The organism is Sphingobacterium anhuiense, assembly GCF_042686355.1.
Lineage (GTDB): Bacteria > Bacteroidota > Bacteroidia > Sphingobacteriales > Sphingobacteriaceae > Sphingobacterium > Sphingobacterium anhuiense.
On the sequence record NZ_JBHUPE010000004.1, the window covers coordinates 1,160,267 to 1,180,292 of the forward strand.

Consider the following 20,026-nt stretch of genomic DNA (forward strand, 5'->3'; position numbering starts at 1 on the left):
TTTTCAGTTAATATGGTGATGTCTTGAAACTACAGAATAGCATATACCGAAAGTCAATGGATAAAAACGCTGTCAAAAAATAACAGATGGAGCTCACCGTTATATGCATCAGCATTTTATATACAATAAGTTAATAAAATTCGGTTAATTAGATTTAATTGGGCTATAGCATTTACTGAAACTAAAATAACAATTTTTCCTTTAATCAAGAAAAATTGTTTCAGTTAATTTTATCTTTCTTGAACTTGATCACGAAATCGACATTCATTTCACTCCAGATCTATTAAAGTCAATTTATCTTTACCCAAAGGCAATATTTTAACACATCATTTAAGCTAAAAATTACATATATTTGCTTTATTAATTATACCCATATGAGAAGTATTATATTGATTGTTGCTGTATTCATGACCTGTTTTTTTTCCTGTTCGGAATTTGTGGACTATCCTTTGGAGAAAAAGAGTGTCAATCTTATCGGTCCGAAAAGTGATCTGATGACGTTGGATACAACGCTAACTTTTCTTTGGGAGAAACATATCGATGCTACTTCGTACCGTTTGCAGATCGCCTCGCCTGATTTTGAATCTATCGTACGTCTTCCTATTGATTCGGTTATAACAAAAGATTATGTTGAATTAACGCTTAAACCGGGTACATACGAATGGCGCGTACGTCCAGAAAATCGTGGCAGTGTCGGTATTTATACTTCTCGTAAGTTTGTCATTCTCGATAAAAAGGTTGATGAAAAGTAAAGCGACTACCTATATCTTAATAGCTGCTGTTTTGGGTGTCTGGGGTTTTATCTTAATGAAAATTTTCAGCTCCCTATCCGACAATTCTGATATGCCCGTTACGGCTAAAAAAACATTTAAAGAGCAACCTGTGAATCTATCTTTCTATAGCAGTAAAAAAATAGGAACATTACTATTGGACTACGCTGACCCAATGTTGCGCGATCTAGCTGTACGTACAACGGACCTCCCGATGGAGCCTGCGCTACAGAACCCAGTAAATGACTACATCCCTCCTGCACCAGTGGAGATGGAGCCACAGATTGATGTGCAATACCTTGGTTTTATTGAGAACCTAGAGGATAAACGTCCGACAGCCATTGTCAATATACAGGGCATGCAGTACATGATGAATAACGGTGAACGGCAGTCAGGTGTGCACTTGGTGAGCATTAATAAAGAATATTTGAAAATAAAAATTGGGGATAAGACCAAAACCATTTATAAAAATGAAAATTAAGTTACTCTTCTATACGCTATTACTTTCTTTCAGTAGTCCGGATGCTTATTCGCAAAGTAAGGATCTTCCCATTTTTACACGCTTCACCATTATTAATGAGGATGGCACTAAACATGTCTTTCATGCGGATAATTTGAAGTACCGTGCCGTCAGCGAAAAGACCTATACCTGGTACTCCACGAATATGCTACATACGACCATGGGTGGTTATTCCGGAAAGCTCCTTTATGGGCAGTTTACAACTTTTTTCCCTAATAAAAGTTTATCTGAACGGGGAAATTATGCTTTTGGTATGAAAGATGGCATCTGGAAAAGCTGGTATGAAAACGGTAATTTAAAAAAGGAATCCCAATGGTTAGCGGGCATCGAAGAAGGTCCTTTTATCGAATATAATGAACAGGGAAAATGGCGCAAACGTGGTCATTTTAAAGATAACCGCTTACATGGTATTATTGAGGAGATCCAAAATGATAGCATCAGCCTAAGCTATTACGCTTATGGAAATGCCATTACGAAGGATGAATACCTTGATAACAATATCTTTCGAAAATCCGGAAAATTAATCGGTAATAAGATCAATCAGTGGTTCAGAAAAAAGGATAAGCAGGAAACCGCTCCTACAGCTAGCGAATAATTATGCTTCGTTCATCCGCTCTGTATCTTGTACTGGTTATCTCATTCATCGTTTCCTTAATTTTGGGAAGCATGATTTATATGGCTTATTTTTTTCGCGATCAAGAATCACGCTTCTATAGACAAGATATGCTCCGCCAACAGATCGATGCAGGATACCAACTCGCTTCTTCCCGCGATTTCCCATCTGTACGGGACAGCATGTTGACTCATGTGCTTATGGAGGGCGATGCCATCCGGGTATCGCGTTATGAGTGGGGTCTTTACGATATTGTTTCGGTAAAATCACAGATACAGCAAGATAGTATGCAGCAGGTCGCTATGATTGGTCAGCATATTACCGATTCGACCGTTCTGTATATTGTTGATGAGGACCGACCTTTGTCAGTCAGCGGAAAAACAGTGATTAAAGGCAATACATTTTTACCAAAATCCGGTATCCGTCCTTCTTATGTTGACGGCGATTATTTTCAGGGTTATAAAGATATTATCGAAGGAAAAATGGGTGATAGTGACCGCAAAATGCCATCAGTCGTAGAAAACCGCTTACAATACATTCAAAGTTTGCTTGTTTTTGATAGCCTTCCTTATCCTGAACTTCCTGGGGGCACTATAAAAGCAGCTTTTTCAGCTGGAACGCAGACTTATCGTGTTTCAGGGTTATCCTTTATACAAGATAGTTTAACCGGCAATATTATTGTCGTATCCGATACAACCATTCGTATTTCATCTTCCAGTCATCTGGATGATATTATTGTGATTGCTCCAAGTATTCGTATCGAAACTGGCTTTAAGGGGAATGCGCAATTTTTCGCCACAGATTCGATCGTCTTAGAGGAAAAAGTCAACCTGCTTTATCCATCAACCATTGGATTGATTTCGGAGAAGGACAGCAATTCAAAAATCAGCATTGGTAAACAGTGTGAACTTGCAGGAACAGTTTTTCTTTATGAGAAAGAACGATCTGACATCCCTCCGATTGCCAGTTTTGGAAAAGACTGTCGCGTTGAAGGAGATCTCTATATTACTGGTCTACTAGATTATGCGAAAGGTTTTCAGGTCTCGGGTAAGATCGCCTGTTACCGCTTTCTGTATAAGAGTCCTTCGTCTCTCTATGAGAATTTTTTGGTTGATGTGACTTTTGACCGATCAAAACGTTCGCCTTACTTCATCAGCTCGTATCTGCAAAATAACGATAAAGGGAAAGTGTTTAATAAACCGATTAAATGGTATCATGAAATTTAAACTGAACCATACCGTCCGCGCCTCCTCTCTGGTTGAAGTCTTGATTTCAATGGTTATTCTTTTACTTGTTTTCGGGATTGGAATGATGATCTTTACGAACCTCGTCCGTTCATCTAAAAGTAAACAGTCTAAAGTAATTGCCCATGAGATGGCCGTACTGGCACATCAGGCCTTAGAGGAAGATCAGGAACAGCAATTTGAGAAAGAGGGTATTTATTATACGGTAGAGCAGGATGATTTTTCTACTTATTCCGATCGTGTACGGATTAAAGTGACAGCACAATTATCCGACAACGGAAAGATCATAGATAGTTTGATAGTGATAAAGGAACTGGAACATGCAAACTAAAAAACTAAAGGCCTTTACACTTATGGAGCTCAGTATAGCGATGCTAATTGCTGCAATCTGTATCGGGATGGCATTTTATATGTTCCAATTTTTTCAAAGGCTCTATTTAAGTCAGCAGCGGGAAAAGCAAGAGCAGTTCAGCTTCAGTCTATTCCAGCATTTGCTAAAAAAAGATATGGACCAGGCTCAAGCAGTTTTTTATGCAGAAAACGAACTGCAGCTCTTGGACAGTGCTGGAACTGTACGTTATGTTTTCAGTGAAAATTATATTGCACGGGATCATTACCAACAGCAAACGGATACTTTTAATTTCAAGACATTGGCTATTGATGGTCTTTATCGCAATACCTCACGCCCAAGTCCAACCTGTATCGATGAATTTCAGGTAACGGTTACCTACGATAAAGAAGAGCATAGCTTTATCCTTGATAAAAAATATGCTGCTCAACAATTGATGCAGATTGCGAATACTAAACAATATTAAAACCAAGTTGTTATGCCACAAATTGACATATCAAAATATAAAAAAAATAAAAAGACCCAAGCTTCTAGTTCTGGAGATCAAAAAGATTTTGATCTGATGGGTTTTCTGAACCGGGATATCTCTTTTGGGAACGGACAACTTTCCGATAAGAAAAAGGAAGAGTTTTATCTTGAGTTCAGCACATTACTGCTGTCAGGTGTAGATCTTAAAACGGCCTTTGATCTGCTTTTATTAGACCATAAAAACAACAAAGACGGCAAAACTTTCCATGCCATCAAAGAGGCGGTTTTAAAAGGTGAGAGCTTATCTGAAGCGATCCAAAATAGCGGACGTTTCAGCAGCTATGAGTACTTCAGTATCCGAATCGGTGAGGAAACAGGAAAATTGGGCGAGGTAATGAAGGAATTAGGCTCTTTCTACAAGAGTAAGATCAGCCAACGGCGTAAGATCGTTTCTGCCCTAACCTATCCAGCGATCGTCATGACGACTTCATTGGGGGCTGTTTTCTTTATGCTCAAGTTTGTGGTACCGATGTTTGCCGACGTTTTTACCCGCTTCGGAGGGGAGCTTCCTGCTATTACGGCACTTATTTTAAATATATCCCTATTTTTAGACCGTACGTTCTGGTGGGGTTTCCTTATTGTACTTGGGGTATTTCTCTTTTTCTACGTCAATAGAAAGAAGTTATGGTACCGAAAATGGTCGTCCATCATTCAGCTGCGTTTACCATTATTTGGAGATATCATTCGCAAGATTCATCTTGCCCGATTTGCTAATACGATGCGCTTACTGGTCAGCACCAATACACCGCTTTTGCAATCTATCCAGCTTGTACAGCAGATGACCGATTTTTATCCAATAGCACAATCACTACAGGAAACCGAGCAGTATATCTTACAGGGAGAATCGTTACATGCGTCACTCGCGAAATTTCCCTTTTATCCGGCCAAGACTGTTCAGCTGATCCGTGTTGGAGAAGAAGTTAACCGACTGGATTTCTTTTTTGAGAAAATTTCGAGTCAATTAACAGAGGAGGTGGAATATAAAACATCAACCCTATCCAGCTTACTGGAACCCTTTATTATTATTTTTTTAGGTTTAGTTGTGGGGTTGATTCTGATCGCCATGTATCTTCCAATGTTCCAGATGAGCAATAGTTTTTAATCTTTATATATTTTTATGAAAAAAATCATTTTATTTCTAAGCTGGATACTTGCTGGCTCAACAATTTACGCTCAAAATACCAAAGACTATTTGGAGACTAGTGTTACTTTCCCCAGTAATTATAAAATTGGTGATTATATTGAATTTGCCAAGGCAATGCCCACAGCCGCAGCATCCTCTTCTTTTTATGAAATATCGATTTCTTATGACAGAGGCTATATGGCCGCCGCCGCTACCCATATCGCTTCTTCCTCACACAGCAATCCAAATATTTGGCGTGAGGCTGGTCGAATCAATAATAATATTTATGCCACTAATGGTTTTAATTTTACTGTTGATCATAATTCTGGAACTAAGTCTTTTCGAATTCGAGCAATAAATACCCTAGGAAACGCAACAACATTACCTGTTAACATTAAGATTCGTTCTATCAATGCTAATTTAGGCTATACACTTCTAAATCTACCGATGGCTAATGAACCTAATCAAGTTAATTTACTTCCAATGACTTACGATTGGGATTTAATCGTGGGTAATACCATTGAAAGCACTGGAGGCATTTTAGCTATTAAAGCTGCTTCTAATGGCAATGTCGGAATCGGTACTCCTACACCTTCGGAGAAATTGGCTGTCAACGGTAAAATCCGTGCGCAGGAAATCAGAGTTGATGCCGGTCCTTGGCCCGATTATGTATTCCAGGAAGGATATTCCTTGACTCCTTTAGATAGTCTGGAGCAATTCGTAAAGACTAATAAACATCTACCCAATGTTAGTTCAGCATTGCAGGTTGAAAAAGAAGGTGTTGAGCTTGGTGAGTTAAACAAGCAATTGCTTCAAAAGGTGGAGGAATTGACCCTTTATCTCATTGACCAACATAAAGAGATCCGCGATCTAAAAGCTGAAATGAAAGCTTTAAAAGCTGGGAAATAAAAAATGGGGCTTGCATATATAGCAAGCCCCATTTTTATTCATATCTCATTTACTTTTTTAGGGCTTTTTCAATATCACTTAATCGTTTTGAAAATTCAGTATACTGATCTGTGTTCGTTTCTTTCAGTTGCGATATTTCCTTATCCTTATTGATTAGATGCAAGGTCAATTCTTCAACTTTCTGCATCAGGATTTTATTCATTTCACCCAATGATAATCCATCCTCTTCGATTTCTTTGGCTTTTGGTACACCTGGAAGATGTTTGTTTTCTTTTATAAAGATTTCTGTGTCTTTCAAACTCGGTAGTTGATATGTTTCTTCGAAGACATAATCCGGCCAGTTTGCCATTTCTACTTTTACCTGTTGAGCTCTAATATTTCCCTTAACGGAAAGTTTTTCTTGGGGTAAATCGGTACCTATACCTACATTACCACCTGCTAAGACTGTAAATCTTGCTGTGCCAGGAGCAGTACCATATACTCCGTCGCCACCATCTTCGCGTAGGTGAAAGCTCGTTTCATTATTTCCTCCACCTAATGACCACTGTTTCGCCTTATTTCTATAACTAAATAATAACTTCGGATCATCTCCAGTCGGATCGTCTGTAACCAATGCTAGCACATGTCCCCACGACTGATGACCATTTGAATGCAGAATTGCTGTTGATACATTTGACAGTGGAGCCTGTACTTCCAATCTGCTTTTAGGAATTGTTGTACCAATTCCAAAATTACCTTCCCCCATAAACCAGAAATTATCTTTTATTAATGGTGTATTTGAGAAAATGATTGCACCTAATCCAGTAGCATCATCATGGTGGCTCCTCATTCGCGCCAACTCCACTCCATCTGATTTTTGAAAGACGATATCACCTGCGTCAGTAGGTCTATCTGTAGAGCCTTTGAATATCAAATCACGCCCCTTAATCAAATTAATACCTTCGAAATTCGTTTGCGCTTTAGCAGTACAGAAAGATATTGTTAAAATTGCTACACAAAAAATATACTTCATAAAGATCCCGGTTTTAAGCTTAAATATTGTTTTATTATTTATTGATTTCCTTCAATTTTTTAACATCTGCCTGCAAATCAAGAATTAGTTTATTTTGTAGTTTTAATTCTTCATTTTCTTTGTCTAAACGGATCATATGTAAGGTCAATTCCTCGACTTTCTGCATCAGGATTTTATTCATTTCGCCGAGCGATAATCCATCCTCTTCTATTTCTTTGGCTTTTGGTACACCTGGAAGATGTTTGTTTAATTTCACAAAAGCTTCAGTTTCTTTGAGACTCGGAAGTTGATAAGATTCTTCAAAAACATAATCCGGCCAGTTTGCCATTTCTACTTTTACCTGCTGTGCTCTAATATTTCCCTTAACAGATAACTTTTCTGTTGGTTCTAGCGTACCAATCCCAACATTACCATTTGACAGCATAACATGCGTATCCGTATTGTTAAGACCGAAATAAACTCCCCCTTTACCATCTAAACTTACACCATTATAATCTGTTTGTATTCTTATTGTGTTTTGTAAATAAGTAGATCCAGTCCTAAGCTGTATCTGAGACACATCCCAATTTGATGCAATCTCATAATGCAATGATCTTTTTTTAGCATCAATACTTCCTAGACCTGACCTAATCTCTGTTGGTGAAATTTCAACGGACCTACCGGCCTCATTTGTGATAATATTTTTGAAGGATTTAACATTCCCATTAATCTGTAATAATTCTGTAGGTGCAAGTGTTCCGATCCCCACTTTACCAGTTGCAGGAAACACATTTGTTACTTGGGCTTTTACATTTGTAAAGCATACTGCTGATGCTATGCAAGTAATGCAGATAAATTTACGATTACGCATTATTTTAATATATGGGATTGATATTGTCTTTTGTGCAAACAGAATAAGGCATATGCTACTTAACCAATTTGTTCACTAAAGTTTCTAATTTTTGAATACGGCTGTTCTGATCTTCGATTTCTTTGTCTTTTTCAATTAAGTGCAATGTGAGTTCTTCATTTTTCTGCATTAGAATGCGAACCATTTCACCTAACGATAGTCCATTTTCTTCAATTTCCTTAGCTTTTGGAACACCCGGAAGGTGTTTGTTTTCTTTTATAAAGGTTTCAACATCTTTTAGAGGAGTCAATTTGTAATCTTCTTCAAAAACAAAATCTGGCCATGGTCCGGAATCGACTTTAATTTCTGTTGCCCGGATTTTACCATTGACCGCTAGTTTTTCCGTCGGGTTTTGAACTCCAATTCCAATTTTGTCGACCACATAAATCTTTCGAGCAGTCCAGTCCGTATCGATGTTATTGGCATTTGCACTCGTATAAAATGATTGCCAATCTGACCAACCTTGGTTATTGTACTGTCCCAGTCTAATTCTTGGAACCTTACCCCCCATAGAAGATGAATATGGAAAATAAATCTGAAAAGCAGATCCATCCTGTACATTTGTATATGCTCCGCCCGCAAGAACACTACCATACTGTGGAAAACCATCTTCTGCCCTTACGAATGAAAATTGCAATTTTCCATTGAAAGTTCTGGGAAGATCGGCAATATTCCATTTGTAACTGCCTAATGTGTTTAATTCTGTTTGAGCAAAAGTTGTACTTGCACTAAACAGACAGGCAATTACTATTAAAAAGCTATTTATCTTTTTCATACGTAATTATTTATACTTCTATTAACGGAATACTATGGCAATTGATTAGCTACATTGCTTGAATGCTATAGATTACTATACATTATATTCTATAAAAAAAATCATCGATTTTAAAATGAAAATATTCGTTTATCTCTTTCTCCACTTTCTACTTTAATTCGCTTTATTAGTTTTCAAGGAACCTATTTCTTGTTTCATCAGATCCATATTTTCTTTCAAACTTTTCATTTCTTTGTCTTTATCAATTAAATGCAGCGTAAGTTCTTCATTTTTCTGCATTAGAATACGAACCATTTCACCCAACGATAGTCCATTTTCTTCAATTTCCTTTGCTTTTGGAACCCCTGGAAGGTGTTTGTTTTCTTTTATAAAGATTTCAACATCTTTTAGTGGGGTCAGTTTGTAATCTTCTTCAAAAACAAAATCTGGCCATGGTCCGGAATCGACTTTAATTTCTGTTGCTCGGATTTTACCATTGACCGCTAGTTTTTCCGTCGGGTTTTGAACTCCAATTCCAATTTTGTCAACCACATAAACCTTTTTGGCAGTCCAGTCCGTATCGATATTATTCGCATTTGCACTTGTATAAAATGATTGCCAATCTGACCAACCTTGGTTATTATACAATCCTAATCTTAGTTTAGGAATTTTACCGCCGTGAACATCTGAATATGGAAAATATAACTGAAAAGCAGCTCCATCCTGTGTACTGTTAAATCCGCCTCCAGCTAAAACTGTTCCATAGCTCGGAAACCCCTCAGTACCTTTAACAAAGGAAAACTGTAACTTTCCATTAAACGTTCGAGGAAGATCTGTGGCATTCCAAATATAACTACCTGTTGTATTTAATACTGTTTGTGCATGACTTGCTTTTGCATAAAAAAGACAGGCAATGCCTAATACTACTGCGTTCAACTTTTTCATATCTAATCGTTTAATAATTTGGTTTTACTATTATTATTAATTTGATGGATTGATGTTATTTACTTCCTTTTAACGTATTTATTTCTTGTTGCATCACTTTCATATTTTCTTTTAGATCGTTCATCTCCTTGTTCTTTTCAATAAGATGAAGTGTCAATTCTTCGATCTTTTGCAACAGATCAATTTGAAACTGGCCTACATTTAATCCTTCTTTCTCCATTTGAACGGCACTTTGAATTCCTGGGAGATGTTTATTTGCATTAATAAAGGCATCTATTTGCTCTAGGCTAGGATTTTTGTAGTCTGGCTCAAAAACAAAATCAGCTGTTTTTTGCGTATTGACTATGATCTCATGTGCTCTTGCTGTTCCAACAATATCCAGTTTATGTTCAGGACTGCTCGTTCCTATTCCAAGATTACCAGAAGCAAGCATTGTCATATAATCATTTGTATAACTTCCCCAAGAAAACAAAGGTCTATACTTTAAAGCTTCGGATTGCACCCTAGCATCAAATCGGATCATTGGTATTGAACCTTGATCTAAACTCACCTTTTCTAAAACGCTCATCAGACCTAAGGAGTAACTATCATTTCTATTGGACTGACTTACAATTAATGGTATAAATTTCCCATTAATAGCGGTGTAGTTCTGAATACTTAAATCTTGTCCTATTGCATCACTAACAGAAAATCTCATTAATGTTTCGGAATTATCATTTTCTGCAATTTTACTTACATCAAGCAAAACTTTGGGACTCACAGTTCCTATGCCCACATTTCCGGAATTGGGTAATATATTCGTCTGTGCTTGACAAAAATTTGCGCAAAGTAATAATCCGGAGAAGAAGATAATTTTCATCATTAAGAATTTTTATTAAGTTCGTAATTGGTATTTGTTATTGGAGTTGCAGTACCTTGAATCCAAGTTCGCCTTCTATTACTTTCTTTTGATCGGGGCTAACTTTCTTCGTGTCTATTTTAAGGTTAACAGCAGATAGATATCCTAAGGTGGTTATTTTCTCCAGTTCGCTGATAGACTGCACGATGGCACGATAATCTCCTTTTATAGTCAACGTCTTATTTCGTACTGCTGTTGTATCGCTCTGCAGCTGTACTCCTTTTGCTGGACGATTGTTAAAATAGACCTGTATTGCCGGACTGTTGACAGCACGGCTTGCGTTAGATAAAAAATTATCATTCCAGCTCGTTGAATCTGTTTGATATACCTTTGCCAGGCTATCCATTATTTTAGCTTTACTGACAAGCTGGTATTGCGCATTATGACTCACGTCATTGCCGACCTGTGCGGACAATTGCTTGTTAATCTGATAGGCATTGTACGTTTTCTGAAAGGCAAGAATCCAGCCTAATAGCAACATCAGGCCTGCTCCTGCATAAAGCAGTTTGTTCCGCTTTTTATAATCAATTTCCTTCCACTTGATCATTGTATTCTATTTTTAACGTAAAAGCTTCACTTGTTTCCCCTACCTGTTTACTGCCGTATTCTTCGATATTAACTTTTTCGATCCATTTATAGTCTTTGAGACCCCGAATCCATTCGTTTAAAATATTTAAAGACAAACAGGTGCCTTTTATCAATAGCACCTGCGGATACTGTACAGTTTTGGTTCCACTTACTTTTTGCTGCGGATTAATTTGTATCTGTGTCAAATTGATGGAACTGAAATTACGCATTGAAGCGCCGATCTTATCTAATAGAAATGCTTTTGAAACACCTCCATTCCAGCCGATCTGCGTAATTAGTTCTTCATTTGTTTTAATCTCCTGTTCAATCTTACCTAAATCCTTCACGGTTGACTGCTGTGTACTGACCCGATTGCCCAGGCTTTCATTTTCTGTATAGTACATATTGAACAGCAAAGCATTTACCATCAAAAGAAAAAAGAATACACCTATAAATATCAAGAGGTTAGTTTTAAACTTCTTTTTTTCTATTGCCGTTACAAAGGCATCTTTAACCGTCGGTTCTGCGAGACTGTAATCCTGTAGATCTTTAGCCATTAAAGCGCTAAACGCGGCAGCATAGGCCATGACATATTCCTGCTTGATGGGCTGGTCACCTACTTTAATCGCGAATGTACTCGTATGTGTGTCACTGTAAGAATAGTGTTTCCACGTTTCTTTGTCGGTATCAATTTCGATAAAATGCTTGTCCAATGTATAGCGATTTTCATAACTATTGAGCTGGGCTAAAATATGATCCAAGATAAAGGGACCTATCGATACCGATATGATGGTAAAGCCTTCTTGTAGGAAACGCTGTAATAAGTTGGCGATATAATCTTTCCTTACAAATGCGTACCAAGAACGATCTTTGCCCTGCATCTCCATTTTGAAAAAGCGCTCCGCATCGTAACTGGGGAAAATATTCTTGATGGATTCGTCATCGACAATCTGGCCTGTATACTCTTTGAAAAGTACCTGACGGCTATCAATATGTAAGGACACCGGAACAAGCTTATCTTTTACTGCGGACAACTTTTCCCAATCCAGATAAGTTGCCGTATTTTCAATTTCCAGGCTATCTTTTGTGCGCTGTATGGTACAGCATCGGAAAATCTCCTGATCACCTTCCTGGCGGTAGGATATTCCCAAATACTGCGATAACTGGTAAAATTGCTTCAGGCGCTCTAGCATGTTCTTGTTTAATAAATAATCGTAGCCTTAATAAACACCACCGAAACTACTTTTTTCGTTGTTTTCTCGCGGCTGCTGAATAACCATTTCAGAATCGGAATGCGCGATAAAATTGGAATACCACGGCCGCTGTTGCCATTTTCTGTTCGCTCAATACCCCCCAATACAATCATATCTTCATTACGTGCACGGATGATGGATTCAAATTTACTATTCGAAGTCGGTGGCGGCTCGTTTTTAGCTGGACTTCCTATGAAATCAGATATATCCACTTTGATTTTTAAGGTAATCTGATCATCACCTGCAATAACAGGCCAAATATCAATTTTCAAATTTGCATCAACAGCTGTAAATTGATCTGTCGTCACCGTAGTGGTCTGTAAGGAAGGAATGACGTTCTGCGTCTGTGTTTTGTAATACTGCTTACTACCGATGCTGAGGCTTGCGTGGTGACCATTCAAGGTCGAAAGCTTAGGAACCGAACGCATTTCCACATTTTTATTTTCTTCCAATGCCTGCAAACGGACATAAAAATTAGGTGTTACCTTTCCGATATTAAAGGAATTGTTCTTGCCCAATTGTGATAGAAACCGATTAATGGACCCGGAACCAAATACCATCCCATCAGCTATACTTCCACCTACTTTAGGAATGGAATCTGCAACCCCCATACTGATCCCTGTTTTTAATGTATTTCCTTTTTGAATATCCAGCATGGTGACTTCAATCAGGACCATCGGCACCATCTTATCCAATTTTTTAATATACTGTTCGATCTCTCGGATCTGTGGTCCAGAACCTGATAACAGCAGCATGTTTTGTTCCCTAAATTCTTTAATCTCGACATCTTTACGCCAGTCCATCGGAATCATGGTCATCATGGTGTCAAGGGAACGGTGCTGTAAATGGATAATCTTGTTTTCACGTAAACCCTCATTTCGACGATTACCGATCAAGTACATTCCGTCATCAACCTTATAAGTATAAGGTGTCCCTTGGAAGATCGAAGTTAAAAACTGGTCAAATGAAATATCCTTTACACTCGTCGTGATACTACCATCAATTTGGCTGTAGATAAAATAATTTACGTTTGCTTCTTCTGAGGCACGTTTAATCAATTCCAAAATTGGAGTATTGGATGCCTGAATGGTGAACAGTTTTCCTTTACCGTTTTGGTTTTTGCCATACATCGCATAGTTTCCGGGCTGACCTCCCATTTGCTGTCCCCCCTGCATACCATTCATATCTCCCATACCGTTGTTCATGCCATTGGCTCCATTGTTGACATTTCCTGGACGGAAACGAACATCTGTCTGCTGATCATCATTGATGAACAATTCTTCGCCTGGGATCAGTGCTTCAAACACATATACCTCATCATTTGTCTTCTTATACTTCAGACCGTTTACATAGGCCAATTTTTCCAATGCCGTTTCAAATGGCGCTTCCGACATGAAGCCTGTTATAGTCTTTTGCAACAAGTTGGTCGGCACAATCAGGTTTTTACCTGATAATGCACTTATACGTTGCGCTACTTTAGCTAAAGTATCATTTTGAAGATCATAGCTCAATCCATTATTTTGCGGATTGTACTGCACTTTCACCTCTTTAACTAGATATACCGGACGCGCATTAGGTAATTTATTAATTGACATAATAGATCCTATCACATTAATATCCAACCCATAAGTCTTTGCAAGGAAGAGCAAAACGTTCTTTGCCGTTTCACCGGTGAAGTTATTTGCAATGCTGAAATTAACACTTGGATCGATGTTGATATTCAGATCATTGGACTGCGCCAATGCACGGAGGAATTCCTGTGCAGATACCCCCGATACCGACAATTTTACTTTTTTCTCTAATCCCGGCACTGTCATGGCCAATGCATCAAGTCGCTGCTGTACACGTTGAAAATTTTCGTCAGCCGTCTGTGCCATTCCTTTTGTGAAGGCACATAAACTAACCAAAATAGTGATTATAATAATTTTAAAATTCATGTTTAATAATTGAACAAAAGCGGATAGATTTCTTCTAATGTGGTTTGCTGCTGGGCGAATAATTCAAATGCATTTTCCCCCAAAGTTTTAATTTTTCTTTCTTTAAGCAGCTCATCGACCTGCATATTTCCTTTTTTTATTTCATCTACGAGACCTTGATCCATGGGGATAATTTCGTATACGGCTTTACGTCCCTTAAATCCAGTATAGTAACAGCTCGGACAGCCTACGGCTACAGCCTGTTGTTCAACATGAAAATAAGGCTTAAATTGTTTGGGATACTGCGCTTCCAGCATCGGCTGTATCTCCTTACATGAAGGACAAAGCGTTCTTACCAGGCGTTGCGCAACAGTTGTATTTAATGTATTTGCTATTAAGAAATTAGGTATGCCCATATCAATCAACCGTGAAACCGTTCCCCAAGCGGAATTCGTGTGAATCGTCGATAACACCAAGTGACCTGTCAACGCCGCTCTGATTGCCATATTAGCAGTATCAGGATCCCTGATCTCCCCGACCATAATGATGTCGGGATCCTGACGTAAGAAGGTACGGAGTGCAGCGCCGAATGATAATCCGATGTTTTCTTTTAGCTGTACCTGATTAACGCCTTCGAGTGTATACTCGATGGGGTCTTCAATGGTTAGAATATTATTGGTTGTTTTATTGAGATGCTTTAAGGTCGCGTACAAAGTTGTTGTTTTCCCCGATCCAGTAGGCCCGCTGATTAACAGAATTCCATTTGGTTTCTTGACACCGTGAAGATAATTTTCGTAATCTTCATCGGACATGCCCAGTGCGTCCAACTGGATATTTGTCGCATTGTTGTTCAACAGACGCAATACAACTTTTTCCCCATGGAGTGTCGGCAATACGGAAACCCGAATATCGAACTGATCCTGATTTCTACGGTAATGAATACGTCCATCCTGAGGTAATCTTTTTTCTGCAATATCAAGATTTGCCATGATTTTGATCTTGTTGATCAAAGCCGGGTAATCTTCTTTCTGCAGCACATAGCGTTCCACCATCATACCATCTATACGTACCCGTACACGGCAACGGTTTTCATATGTTTCAATATGAATATCACTACTTTTTAACTGCTTGGCTTCGAATATCAGGTTATCAAGGAAATCGGTATTGAAAACCAGATTTTTGACAAAATCCTGCTGTTCGGTTACTTTTTCTCCAAAATAATATTTATTTAACCAAAGTTCGATCTGTGTTCCCGGAGTTTCTATTAAGAAAATCTTTTCGTCAAACATGATGGCGAGTTCATCTTCGAGTGCACGTTTATCTCCAGCCTTATCCATATAAAAGTGAATTTCGTTCTCTTTTATATCATACGGTATGACACGGTAATGCCATGCAATATCCCGTGAAATGCTATGCAGTACTTCGGATGAAAATATAGGTTCTTTCCCCACTTTATAATTTAAGTCTTTTGTATTAGTCTAATTCGATAATATATAGCTATTTATAATGCTAATTTTTCTATTCCATTGATCAACAAAGTTTCCCAATCGAGCACATTGAATTTTTCCAAGCCCAGGCAGATTCCAAAGAGCAATGCCTGACAGCCTGCCAATGGAATACCGATATTGCTTTTTCGCCATGTCGGCAACGCTGCTGTTATACCTAAGATTATAATGAGGCTGACCACATAAAATGTAAAAAAAAGCAGAAAAGGAAGGTATAACGCTATGCATAATAAAAATGCAACATCTCCCCAACCCATTTTTTTATCCATTATCTGCCCCCACACACCTGTTTTGATCTTAAAGTAAAGCTGCAACACCGCAAACTGGATAAGCAGAAAGAGCAAATTTATTGCGATCTGTCCGTCTAAAAAGACAGGTCTTAACTCCAGCATTTTTAAGCATAAAAGGCTTATTCCTAAAACAGGAAAAAGCCAGGTATAAACAGCACGCATTTTAAAATCAAAAAAGGCTATCGCTAACAAACAGCTGTAGATGGTTGCTTGCACCAACATGCTAATCTGGTGTTACTTCCTTTAGATTTTTATCTTGGTCTATTTCCCAAACATTAAAAACACCATCCCCATCGAAATCTACAACTGCAGTTGCTCTTCCTAAAAATGAGTTCTGATCTGCCTGTACCACTTCAATACGGTAATTTGCTTTACCATCATTTCCATCCGTGCTTAACTTTTCCTGTATGAAACCGATATCGTCTAGCGATGTGCTATACTTAGACTTTTCATAAAAATAGTTTTTTTCCAGGGTCTGCAGATGCTGTAACTGTACTTTAGCTTCTGTGTTTTTCGCCTTTGTTATCAGCGGCATTAAGTTTGGTAAGGCTAACAATACCAAGATGCCAATAATAACCATCACGACTAAAATTTCGGTCAAACTATATGCCTTTAATTTTTTCTTCCAAATACTTTTCATAAATCTTTTGACACCTAAATCTACTTAGGCAGTGCTAATATAAAGATTTTAGTCTAAAGGAAAAATTAATTACGCATAACCGGGAAAAAATTTAAAAAAATGGGCTTATTTGTCGCTAATAATTCCACAGTGCGCTTATAAAGTCTAAGATATTATTAATAAATGTATCCTCGTAGTTAAAAAACCATATTTATATATAATCGCAATGAAATCATTTAAATTTATCCTTTTATTACTTTTAGTTTTAATTATTCCTATCAGAAGTTGGTCCCAAACTCCGTTAATCAATAACAATCTACTGGGGGTTTATGGTTCGCAAGACGACAAAGTTTCTCGTTTTCAACCGATGACACTTTCTTTTAATACGCACCACTGGCAAAATGGAGGTAGTATTCTAGTCGAGGTTTTTCAGGATTCTTACGTCCCTGCTTATGCCAAATACATTGTTAATTTAGGCTATGGTTTTGGAGCCAATTGGGGTGAAAAGCAGATGATTTTAGTAGAAAGCTCGGGGGAAAAGTATTTTGATTTGGAATTTGGTCCCGAATTCGACCTTGGTGTAGTACAAAGTGGCTATCCAAATAAAGGAGTTCCCATCTATTTAAAGATGAAGCCTTATTTACAATGTCGTATTCGAGTAACCCATAGTCGCAATATTGTTCAGACTCTTCAAAACTCTAATCAAATACAATTTCCTGCAATTGGCACTCCTACGGTCATATCAGATTTTACTCCTTCTAAATTTTCAAACGATCCTTTGTGGACGACTTCGAGTTTACGTGTTCAGGGGAATGACAATCATTACATTGCGCAGGGAAATTTCGGTATTGGTACGACTACACCAGGAGAAAAATTATCGGTTAACGGAAATATCCGTGCGCACGAAATTAAGGTAGAAAGTAGCGCAACGACATGGCCTGACTATGTATTTGATCAAGATTACGACTTACCTAAATTGGAAGATTTAAAAACATATATAGTGCAAAACAAACATTTGCCAAATGTCCCTAATGGGACAACTGTTGAGCGTGAAGGTGTTTCATTAGGAGAAATGAATAAGATTTTACTCCAGAAAGTTGAAGAGCTTACCTTATACATGCTGCAAGCTGCGGATCACGCTAAGAAGCAAGATGAAGCTATTTTAGAGTTGAAGTCAGCGCTTAAGGAAATCAGAAAGTAATATCATTCAGCTGCTTACTTTACTGAGGACAGTAAGGAAGTCTGCAATTGAAATTAATATCTTTGCCTTACGCAAACAAATTAAATATATGACTCGATCTTTTAGAAGCTCGAGTCATATCTATTTTCTGCTACTTGTACTGGTAGCTACTTTATCTGTCTTTAGGTTTTATTCGAAAAACCCTCCAATTGATATTCCATTTTTTGCCACAAATGGACATATACATCATTCACATCACTAAAAACTTTAAATTCATGTCTATCTCCTTTCTCATCTAAATAGAAGAATTCCCATTTTGCATAGTTTTTATATAAAATGCAAGCATCTGGTTTTAAACCCTCATCTAACCAATACCAACGATCTGGAACATTTTTCCAATATAGTTTATCCTTTAACTCAATTAAATTCATAATACTAATAATAAATACCTAGGCTTAAAAATTGCTTTTGAGCTTCTTTAGAGACCGTAAAAGTTATTATCCTTCATATTAAAAACTGAAACAATTACTTTCTTAAAATTAATTCCTTTAGTTCTTTGTTCTCTTTATCTAACCGAATAAGATGCAGTGTCAGTTCTTCGATTTTCTTTAATAGGATTTTATCCATTTCATTCAAAGAATAACCTTCTTTTTCAACTGTTTCTGCCTTAGGGACCTGTGGCAGGTGGCCATTTGCCTGAATAAATTTTTCAGTATCTTCTAAAGATGATAGTTTATAGTCGTCCTTAAAAACATAGTCTGGCCAGTTTGTGGTTTCGACTTTGATCTGATGTGCCCTGATATTTCCGTTGACGGATAGTTTTTCTTTAGGCGTATCTGTTCCAATACCAACATTTCCGTCCATGTAGTAAAGGTTATTGATATAGCGTTGCCATTGATAAGAAGATCCCAACATTGATGGTATTGCCGCACCGTTACCAGTATTAAAGCCTTCTACAAAAACTTTAACCGCATAATTTGTTGCATGATCCGTAAATACTCTGACAATATTATCAGTAACTTCAAGTTGAGGATGATTGGAGGAAACTCCATTGGAACTTACTAATCTAATCTTCCAAATAGTATCGGGTAAACTATACCACACCAGATACTCTGCACCTGTTCGCGTATTCGTTACCTGTACTGAAAGCTTTACGCGATAAATACTTCCTATAGCAAGCCCTTGATTGTTTTGATCGGTTAACGCGACGCGATTTGTAATACTTGCCGCTACTGCTTTTTCAAATGAAACGGACTGGCCATGTGCTAAAAATGTTGATCCAAAAATCAGCACTATTAATACTAGAATATTTTTCATATGTATCATTTTCAACTTAAGGGGGGTTTCTATTTATGAGTATTTTTCAATTCTTCAATTTCACTTTTCATTTCGATCATATGAAGCGTTAATTCCTCGATTTTCTGAAGCAATATCTTATTCATTTCCCCTAGTGAAATTCCATCTTTTTCCACGTCATTTGCAGTTGGGACTCCAGGCAAATGTTTATTTGCTTTGATAAAGTCAGCTGTGCTTTTTAATGATGGAAGATCATATTCCTCTTCAAATACATAATCTGGCCAAGTGGATGCTGTACTTTCTACTTTAATTTCATGTGCTCTAATCTTTCCATTGACAGAAAGCTTCTCCCCTGGTGCATTCGTGCCGATACCGACATTTCCGTCCATGTAGTAAGTATTATTAACTAAACGTTGCCATTGGAATGAAGAGCCAAACATGGAGGGTTGTGTATAACCGTTACCAGAATTAAATACTTCGGCATACACTTTTATAGGATAAGCAGTTTCATGATTCGTGTATAATCTTACAATATTACTGTCAACCTCAAGTTGCGGATGATTAGAATTAGTTCCGTTTGATGTAACCATTCTCACTTTCCAACTCACATCTGTATTGCTGAACCAAACTAAATATTCAGCACCTGTACGTATACCGGTACTCATCGTTGATAATTTTACGCGATAAAGATTACCTGCTTTTAAGGGTTGATTTTCGGCATCTAGTAACGCTACGCGGTTCGATACACTAACCTGTATTGTTTTGATAAACGTACTTGATTGGGCAAAACTCTTTGTAAACCCAAATGTTACAAAAATTAATAAAATAAGGATGTTTTTCATAGTG

At 37.6% G+C, this 20,026-nt stretch carries 23 protein-coding genes; 9 read left to right on the forward strand and 14 right to left on the reverse strand.

Annotated features, from left to right (window positions below; genetic code table 11):
• The first annotated feature begins 374 nt into the window (after window positions 1–374).
• From ACFS6I_RS10700 to ACFS6I_RS10735, 8 genes are all read left to right on the forward strand, one after another.
• Window positions 375–752, forward strand: a complete 378-nt coding sequence (locus tag ACFS6I_RS10700; protein WP_380920342.1) for a hypothetical protein — start codon at window positions 375–377, stop codon at window positions 750–752.
• The gene (locus ACFS6I_RS10705) at window positions 742–1,251 is read left to right on the forward strand and encodes a hypothetical protein (RefSeq protein WP_380920344.1); all 510 of its coding nucleotides are present in this window, start codon (window positions 742–744) and stop codon (window positions 1,249–1,251) included. Before ACFS6I_RS10700 ends, ACFS6I_RS10705 begins: the two co-directional genes overlap by 11 nt.
• Window positions 1,241–1,885 (forward strand): toxin-antitoxin system YwqK family antitoxin, encoded by a 645-nt coding sequence (locus ACFS6I_RS10710; RefSeq protein ID WP_132842697.1) that lies wholly within the window; start codon window positions 1,241–1,243, stop codon window positions 1,883–1,885. The genes ACFS6I_RS10705 and ACFS6I_RS10710 overlap by 11 nt, the downstream gene beginning before the upstream one ends.
• An 80-nt stretch (window positions 1,886–1,965) precedes the next feature.
• Window positions 1,966–3,129 carry a hypothetical protein gene (locus ACFS6I_RS10715; protein ID WP_380920346.1) on the forward strand — a complete coding sequence of 388 codons (1,164 nt, stop codon included), beginning with the start codon at window positions 1,966–1,968 and terminating at the stop codon, window positions 3,127–3,129.
• Window positions 3,119–3,478, forward strand: coding sequence for a hypothetical protein (locus tag ACFS6I_RS10720; protein WP_380920348.1), 360 nt, complete (start codon window positions 3,119–3,121; stop codon window positions 3,476–3,478). The genes ACFS6I_RS10715 and ACFS6I_RS10720 overlap by 11 nt, the downstream gene beginning before the upstream one ends.
• Window positions 3,468–3,962 carry a PulJ/GspJ family protein gene (locus ACFS6I_RS10725; protein WP_380920350.1) on the forward strand — a complete coding sequence of 165 codons (495 nt, stop codon included), beginning with the start codon at window positions 3,468–3,470 and terminating at the stop codon, window positions 3,960–3,962. The genes ACFS6I_RS10720 and ACFS6I_RS10725 overlap by 11 nt, the downstream gene beginning before the upstream one ends.
• Window positions 3,963–3,974: 12 nt before the next feature.
• Entirely contained in the window at window positions 3,975–5,126 is a 1,152-nt protein-coding gene (locus ACFS6I_RS10730; protein WP_380920352.1) for a type II secretion system F family protein, read from the forward strand.
• 15 nt (window positions 5,127–5,141) lie between these two features.
• Entirely contained in the window at window positions 5,142–6,056 is a 915-nt protein-coding gene (locus ACFS6I_RS10735) for a hypothetical protein (protein ID WP_380920354.1), read from the forward strand.
• A gap of 49 nt (window positions 6,057–6,105) precedes the next feature.
• Here the strand turns inward: ACFS6I_RS10735 and ACFS6I_RS10740 are convergent, their stop codons facing one another.
• The 11 genes from ACFS6I_RS10740 to ACFS6I_RS10790 form a co-directional block, all read right to left on the reverse strand.
• Window positions 6,106–7,068, reverse strand: a complete 963-nt coding sequence (locus ACFS6I_RS10740) for a hypothetical protein (RefSeq protein ID WP_380920356.1) — start codon at window positions 7,066–7,068, stop codon at window positions 6,106–6,108.
• A 34-nt stretch (window positions 7,069–7,102) separates the two neighbouring features.
• Window positions 7,103–7,918 carry a hypothetical protein gene (locus ACFS6I_RS10745; protein WP_380920358.1) on the reverse strand — a complete coding sequence of 272 codons (816 nt, stop codon included), beginning with the start codon at window positions 7,916–7,918 and terminating at the stop codon, window positions 7,103–7,105.
• Between the two features lie 55 nt (window positions 7,919–7,973).
• Window positions 7,974–8,732: a hypothetical protein gene (locus ACFS6I_RS10750; RefSeq protein ID WP_380920360.1), complete on the reverse strand. Its 759-nt coding sequence runs from the start codon at window positions 8,730–8,732 to the stop codon at window positions 7,974–7,976.
• Window positions 8,733–8,885: 153 nt separating this feature from the next.
• On the reverse strand, window positions 8,886–9,656 hold the full coding sequence (locus ACFS6I_RS10755; RefSeq protein ID WP_380920362.1) for a hypothetical protein: 771 nt from the start codon (window positions 9,654–9,656) through the stop codon (window positions 8,886–8,888).
• Window positions 9,657–9,711: 55 nt separating this feature from the next.
• On the reverse strand, window positions 9,712–10,518 hold the full coding sequence (locus ACFS6I_RS10760; protein ID WP_380920364.1) for a hypothetical protein: 807 nt from the start codon (window positions 10,516–10,518) through the stop codon (window positions 9,712–9,714).
• Window positions 10,519–10,552: 34 nt separating this feature from the next.
• Window positions 10,553–11,101, reverse strand: coding sequence for a hypothetical protein (locus ACFS6I_RS10765; protein ID WP_380920366.1), 549 nt, complete (start codon window positions 11,099–11,101; stop codon window positions 10,553–10,555).
• Entirely contained in the window at window positions 11,079–12,314 is a 1,236-nt protein-coding gene (locus ACFS6I_RS10770) for a hypothetical protein (protein ID WP_380920368.1), read from the reverse strand. The genes ACFS6I_RS10765 and ACFS6I_RS10770 overlap by 23 nt, the downstream gene beginning before the upstream one ends.
• 8 nt (window positions 12,315–12,322) lie before the next feature.
• Window positions 12,323–14,311, reverse strand: a complete 1,989-nt coding sequence (locus tag ACFS6I_RS10775) for a secretin and TonB N-terminal domain-containing protein (RefSeq protein WP_380920370.1) — start codon at window positions 14,309–14,311, stop codon at window positions 12,323–12,325.
• A 2-nt stretch (window positions 14,312–14,313) separates the two neighbouring features.
• Window positions 14,314–15,741 carry a GspE/PulE family protein gene (locus tag ACFS6I_RS10780; protein ID WP_380920372.1) on the reverse strand — a complete coding sequence of 476 codons (1,428 nt, stop codon included), beginning with the start codon at window positions 15,739–15,741 and terminating at the stop codon, window positions 14,314–14,316.
• Between the two features lie 50 nt (window positions 15,742–15,791).
• Entirely contained in the window at window positions 15,792–16,307 is a 516-nt protein-coding gene (locus tag ACFS6I_RS10785) for a hypothetical protein (protein WP_380920374.1), read from the reverse strand.
• A 1-nt stretch (window position 16,308) separates the two neighbouring features.
• Window positions 16,309–16,725 (reverse strand): type IV pilin protein, encoded by a 417-nt coding sequence (locus ACFS6I_RS10790; protein ID WP_380920376.1) that lies wholly within the window; start codon window positions 16,723–16,725, stop codon window positions 16,309–16,311.
• A gap of 205 nt (window positions 16,726–16,930) precedes the next feature.
• Between ACFS6I_RS10790 and ACFS6I_RS10795 the strand changes: the two genes are divergently transcribed.
• Window positions 16,931–17,905 carry a hypothetical protein gene (locus ACFS6I_RS10795; protein WP_380920378.1) on the forward strand — a complete coding sequence of 325 codons (975 nt, stop codon included), beginning with the start codon at window positions 16,931–16,933 and terminating at the stop codon, window positions 17,903–17,905.
• A 161-nt stretch (window positions 17,906–18,066) separates the two neighbouring features.
• Here the strand turns inward: ACFS6I_RS10795 and ACFS6I_RS10800 are convergent, their stop codons facing one another.
• The 3 genes from ACFS6I_RS10800 to ACFS6I_RS10810 form a co-directional block, all read right to left on the reverse strand.
• On the reverse strand, window positions 18,067–18,315 hold the full coding sequence (locus tag ACFS6I_RS10800; protein ID WP_380920380.1) for a hypothetical protein: 249 nt from the start codon (window positions 18,313–18,315) through the stop codon (window positions 18,067–18,069).
• A gap of 94 nt (window positions 18,316–18,409) precedes the next feature.
• A complete protein-coding gene (locus tag ACFS6I_RS10805; protein WP_380920382.1) occupies window positions 18,410–19,201 on the reverse strand; it encodes a hypothetical protein in 792 nt (263 codons plus the stop codon).
• A 29-nt stretch (window positions 19,202–19,230) separates the two neighbouring features.
• Window positions 19,231–20,022 carry a hypothetical protein gene (locus ACFS6I_RS10810; protein WP_380920384.1) on the reverse strand — a complete coding sequence of 264 codons (792 nt, stop codon included), beginning with the start codon at window positions 20,020–20,022 and terminating at the stop codon, window positions 19,231–19,233.
• Window positions 20,023–20,026 lie beyond the last annotated feature (4 nt).

Bases quoted from the DNA above. Each gene is read 5' to 3' on its own strand.
- ACFS6I_RS10700 (WP_380920342.1), top strand. From the start codon at position 375: ATGAGAAGTATTATATTGATTGTTGCTGTATTCATGACCTGTTTTTTT.
- ACFS6I_RS10705 (WP_380920344.1), top strand. From the start codon at position 742: ATGAAAAGTAAAGCGACTACCTATATCTTAATAGCTGCTGTTTTGGGT.
- ACFS6I_RS10710 (WP_132842697.1), top strand. From the start codon at position 1,241: ATGAAAATTAAGTTACTCTTCTATACGCTATTACTTTCTTTCAGTAGT.
- ACFS6I_RS10715 (WP_380920346.1), top strand. From the start codon at position 1,966: ATGGCTTATTTTTTTCGCGATCAAGAATCACGCTTCTATAGACAAGAT.
- ACFS6I_RS10720 (WP_380920348.1), top strand. From the start codon at position 3,119: ATGAAATTTAAACTGAACCATACCGTCCGCGCCTCCTCTCTGGTTGAA.
- ACFS6I_RS10725 (WP_380920350.1), top strand. From the start codon at position 3,468: ATGCAAACTAAAAAACTAAAGGCCTTTACACTTATGGAGCTCAGTATA.
- ACFS6I_RS10730 (WP_380920352.1), top strand. From the start codon at position 3,975: ATGCCACAAATTGACATATCAAAATATAAAAAAAATAAAAAGACCCAA.
- ACFS6I_RS10735 (WP_380920354.1), top strand. From the start codon at position 5,142: ATGAAAAAAATCATTTTATTTCTAAGCTGGATACTTGCTGGCTCAACA.
- ACFS6I_RS10740 (WP_380920356.1), bottom strand. From the start codon at position 7,068: ATGAAGTATATTTTTTGTGTAGCAATTTTAACAATATCTTTCTGTACT.
- ACFS6I_RS10745 (WP_380920358.1), bottom strand. From the start codon at position 7,918: ATGCGTAATCGTAAATTTATCTGCATTACTTGCATAGCATCAGCAGTA.
- ACFS6I_RS10750 (WP_380920360.1), bottom strand. From the start codon at position 8,732: ATGAAAAAGATAAATAGCTTTTTAATAGTAATTGCCTGTCTGTTTAGT.
- ACFS6I_RS10755 (WP_380920362.1), bottom strand. From the start codon at position 9,656: ATGAAAAAGTTGAACGCAGTAGTATTAGGCATTGCCTGTCTTTTTTAT.
- ACFS6I_RS10760 (WP_380920364.1), bottom strand. From the start codon at position 10,518: ATGATGAAAATTATCTTCTTCTCCGGATTATTACTTTGCGCAAATTTT.
- ACFS6I_RS10765 (WP_380920366.1), bottom strand. From the start codon at position 11,101: ATGATCAAGTGGAAGGAAATTGATTATAAAAAGCGGAACAAACTGCTT.
- ACFS6I_RS10770 (WP_380920368.1), bottom strand. From the start codon at position 12,314: ATGCTAGAGCGCCTGAAGCAATTTTACCAGTTATCGCAGTATTTGGGA.
- ACFS6I_RS10775 (WP_380920370.1), bottom strand. From the start codon at position 14,311: ATGAATTTTAAAATTATTATAATCACTATTTTGGTTAGTTTATGTGCC.
- ACFS6I_RS10785 (WP_380920374.1), bottom strand. From the start codon at position 16,307: ATGTTGGTGCAAGCAACCATCTACAGCTGTTTGTTAGCGATAGCCTTT.
- ACFS6I_RS10790 (WP_380920376.1), bottom strand. From the start codon at position 16,725: ATGAAAAGTATTTGGAAGAAAAAATTAAAGGCATATAGTTTGACCGAA.
- ACFS6I_RS10795 (WP_380920378.1), top strand. From the start codon at position 16,931: ATGAAATCATTTAAATTTATCCTTTTATTACTTTTAGTTTTAATTATT.
- ACFS6I_RS10800 (WP_380920380.1), bottom strand. From the start codon at position 18,315: ATGAATTTAATTGAGTTAAAGGATAAACTATATTGGAAAAATGTTCCA.
- ACFS6I_RS10805 (WP_380920382.1), bottom strand. From the start codon at position 19,201: ATGAAAAATATTCTAGTATTAATAGTGCTGATTTTTGGATCAACATTT.
- ACFS6I_RS10810 (WP_380920384.1), bottom strand. From the start codon at position 20,022: ATGAAAAACATCCTTATTTTATTAATTTTTGTAACATTTGGGTTTACA.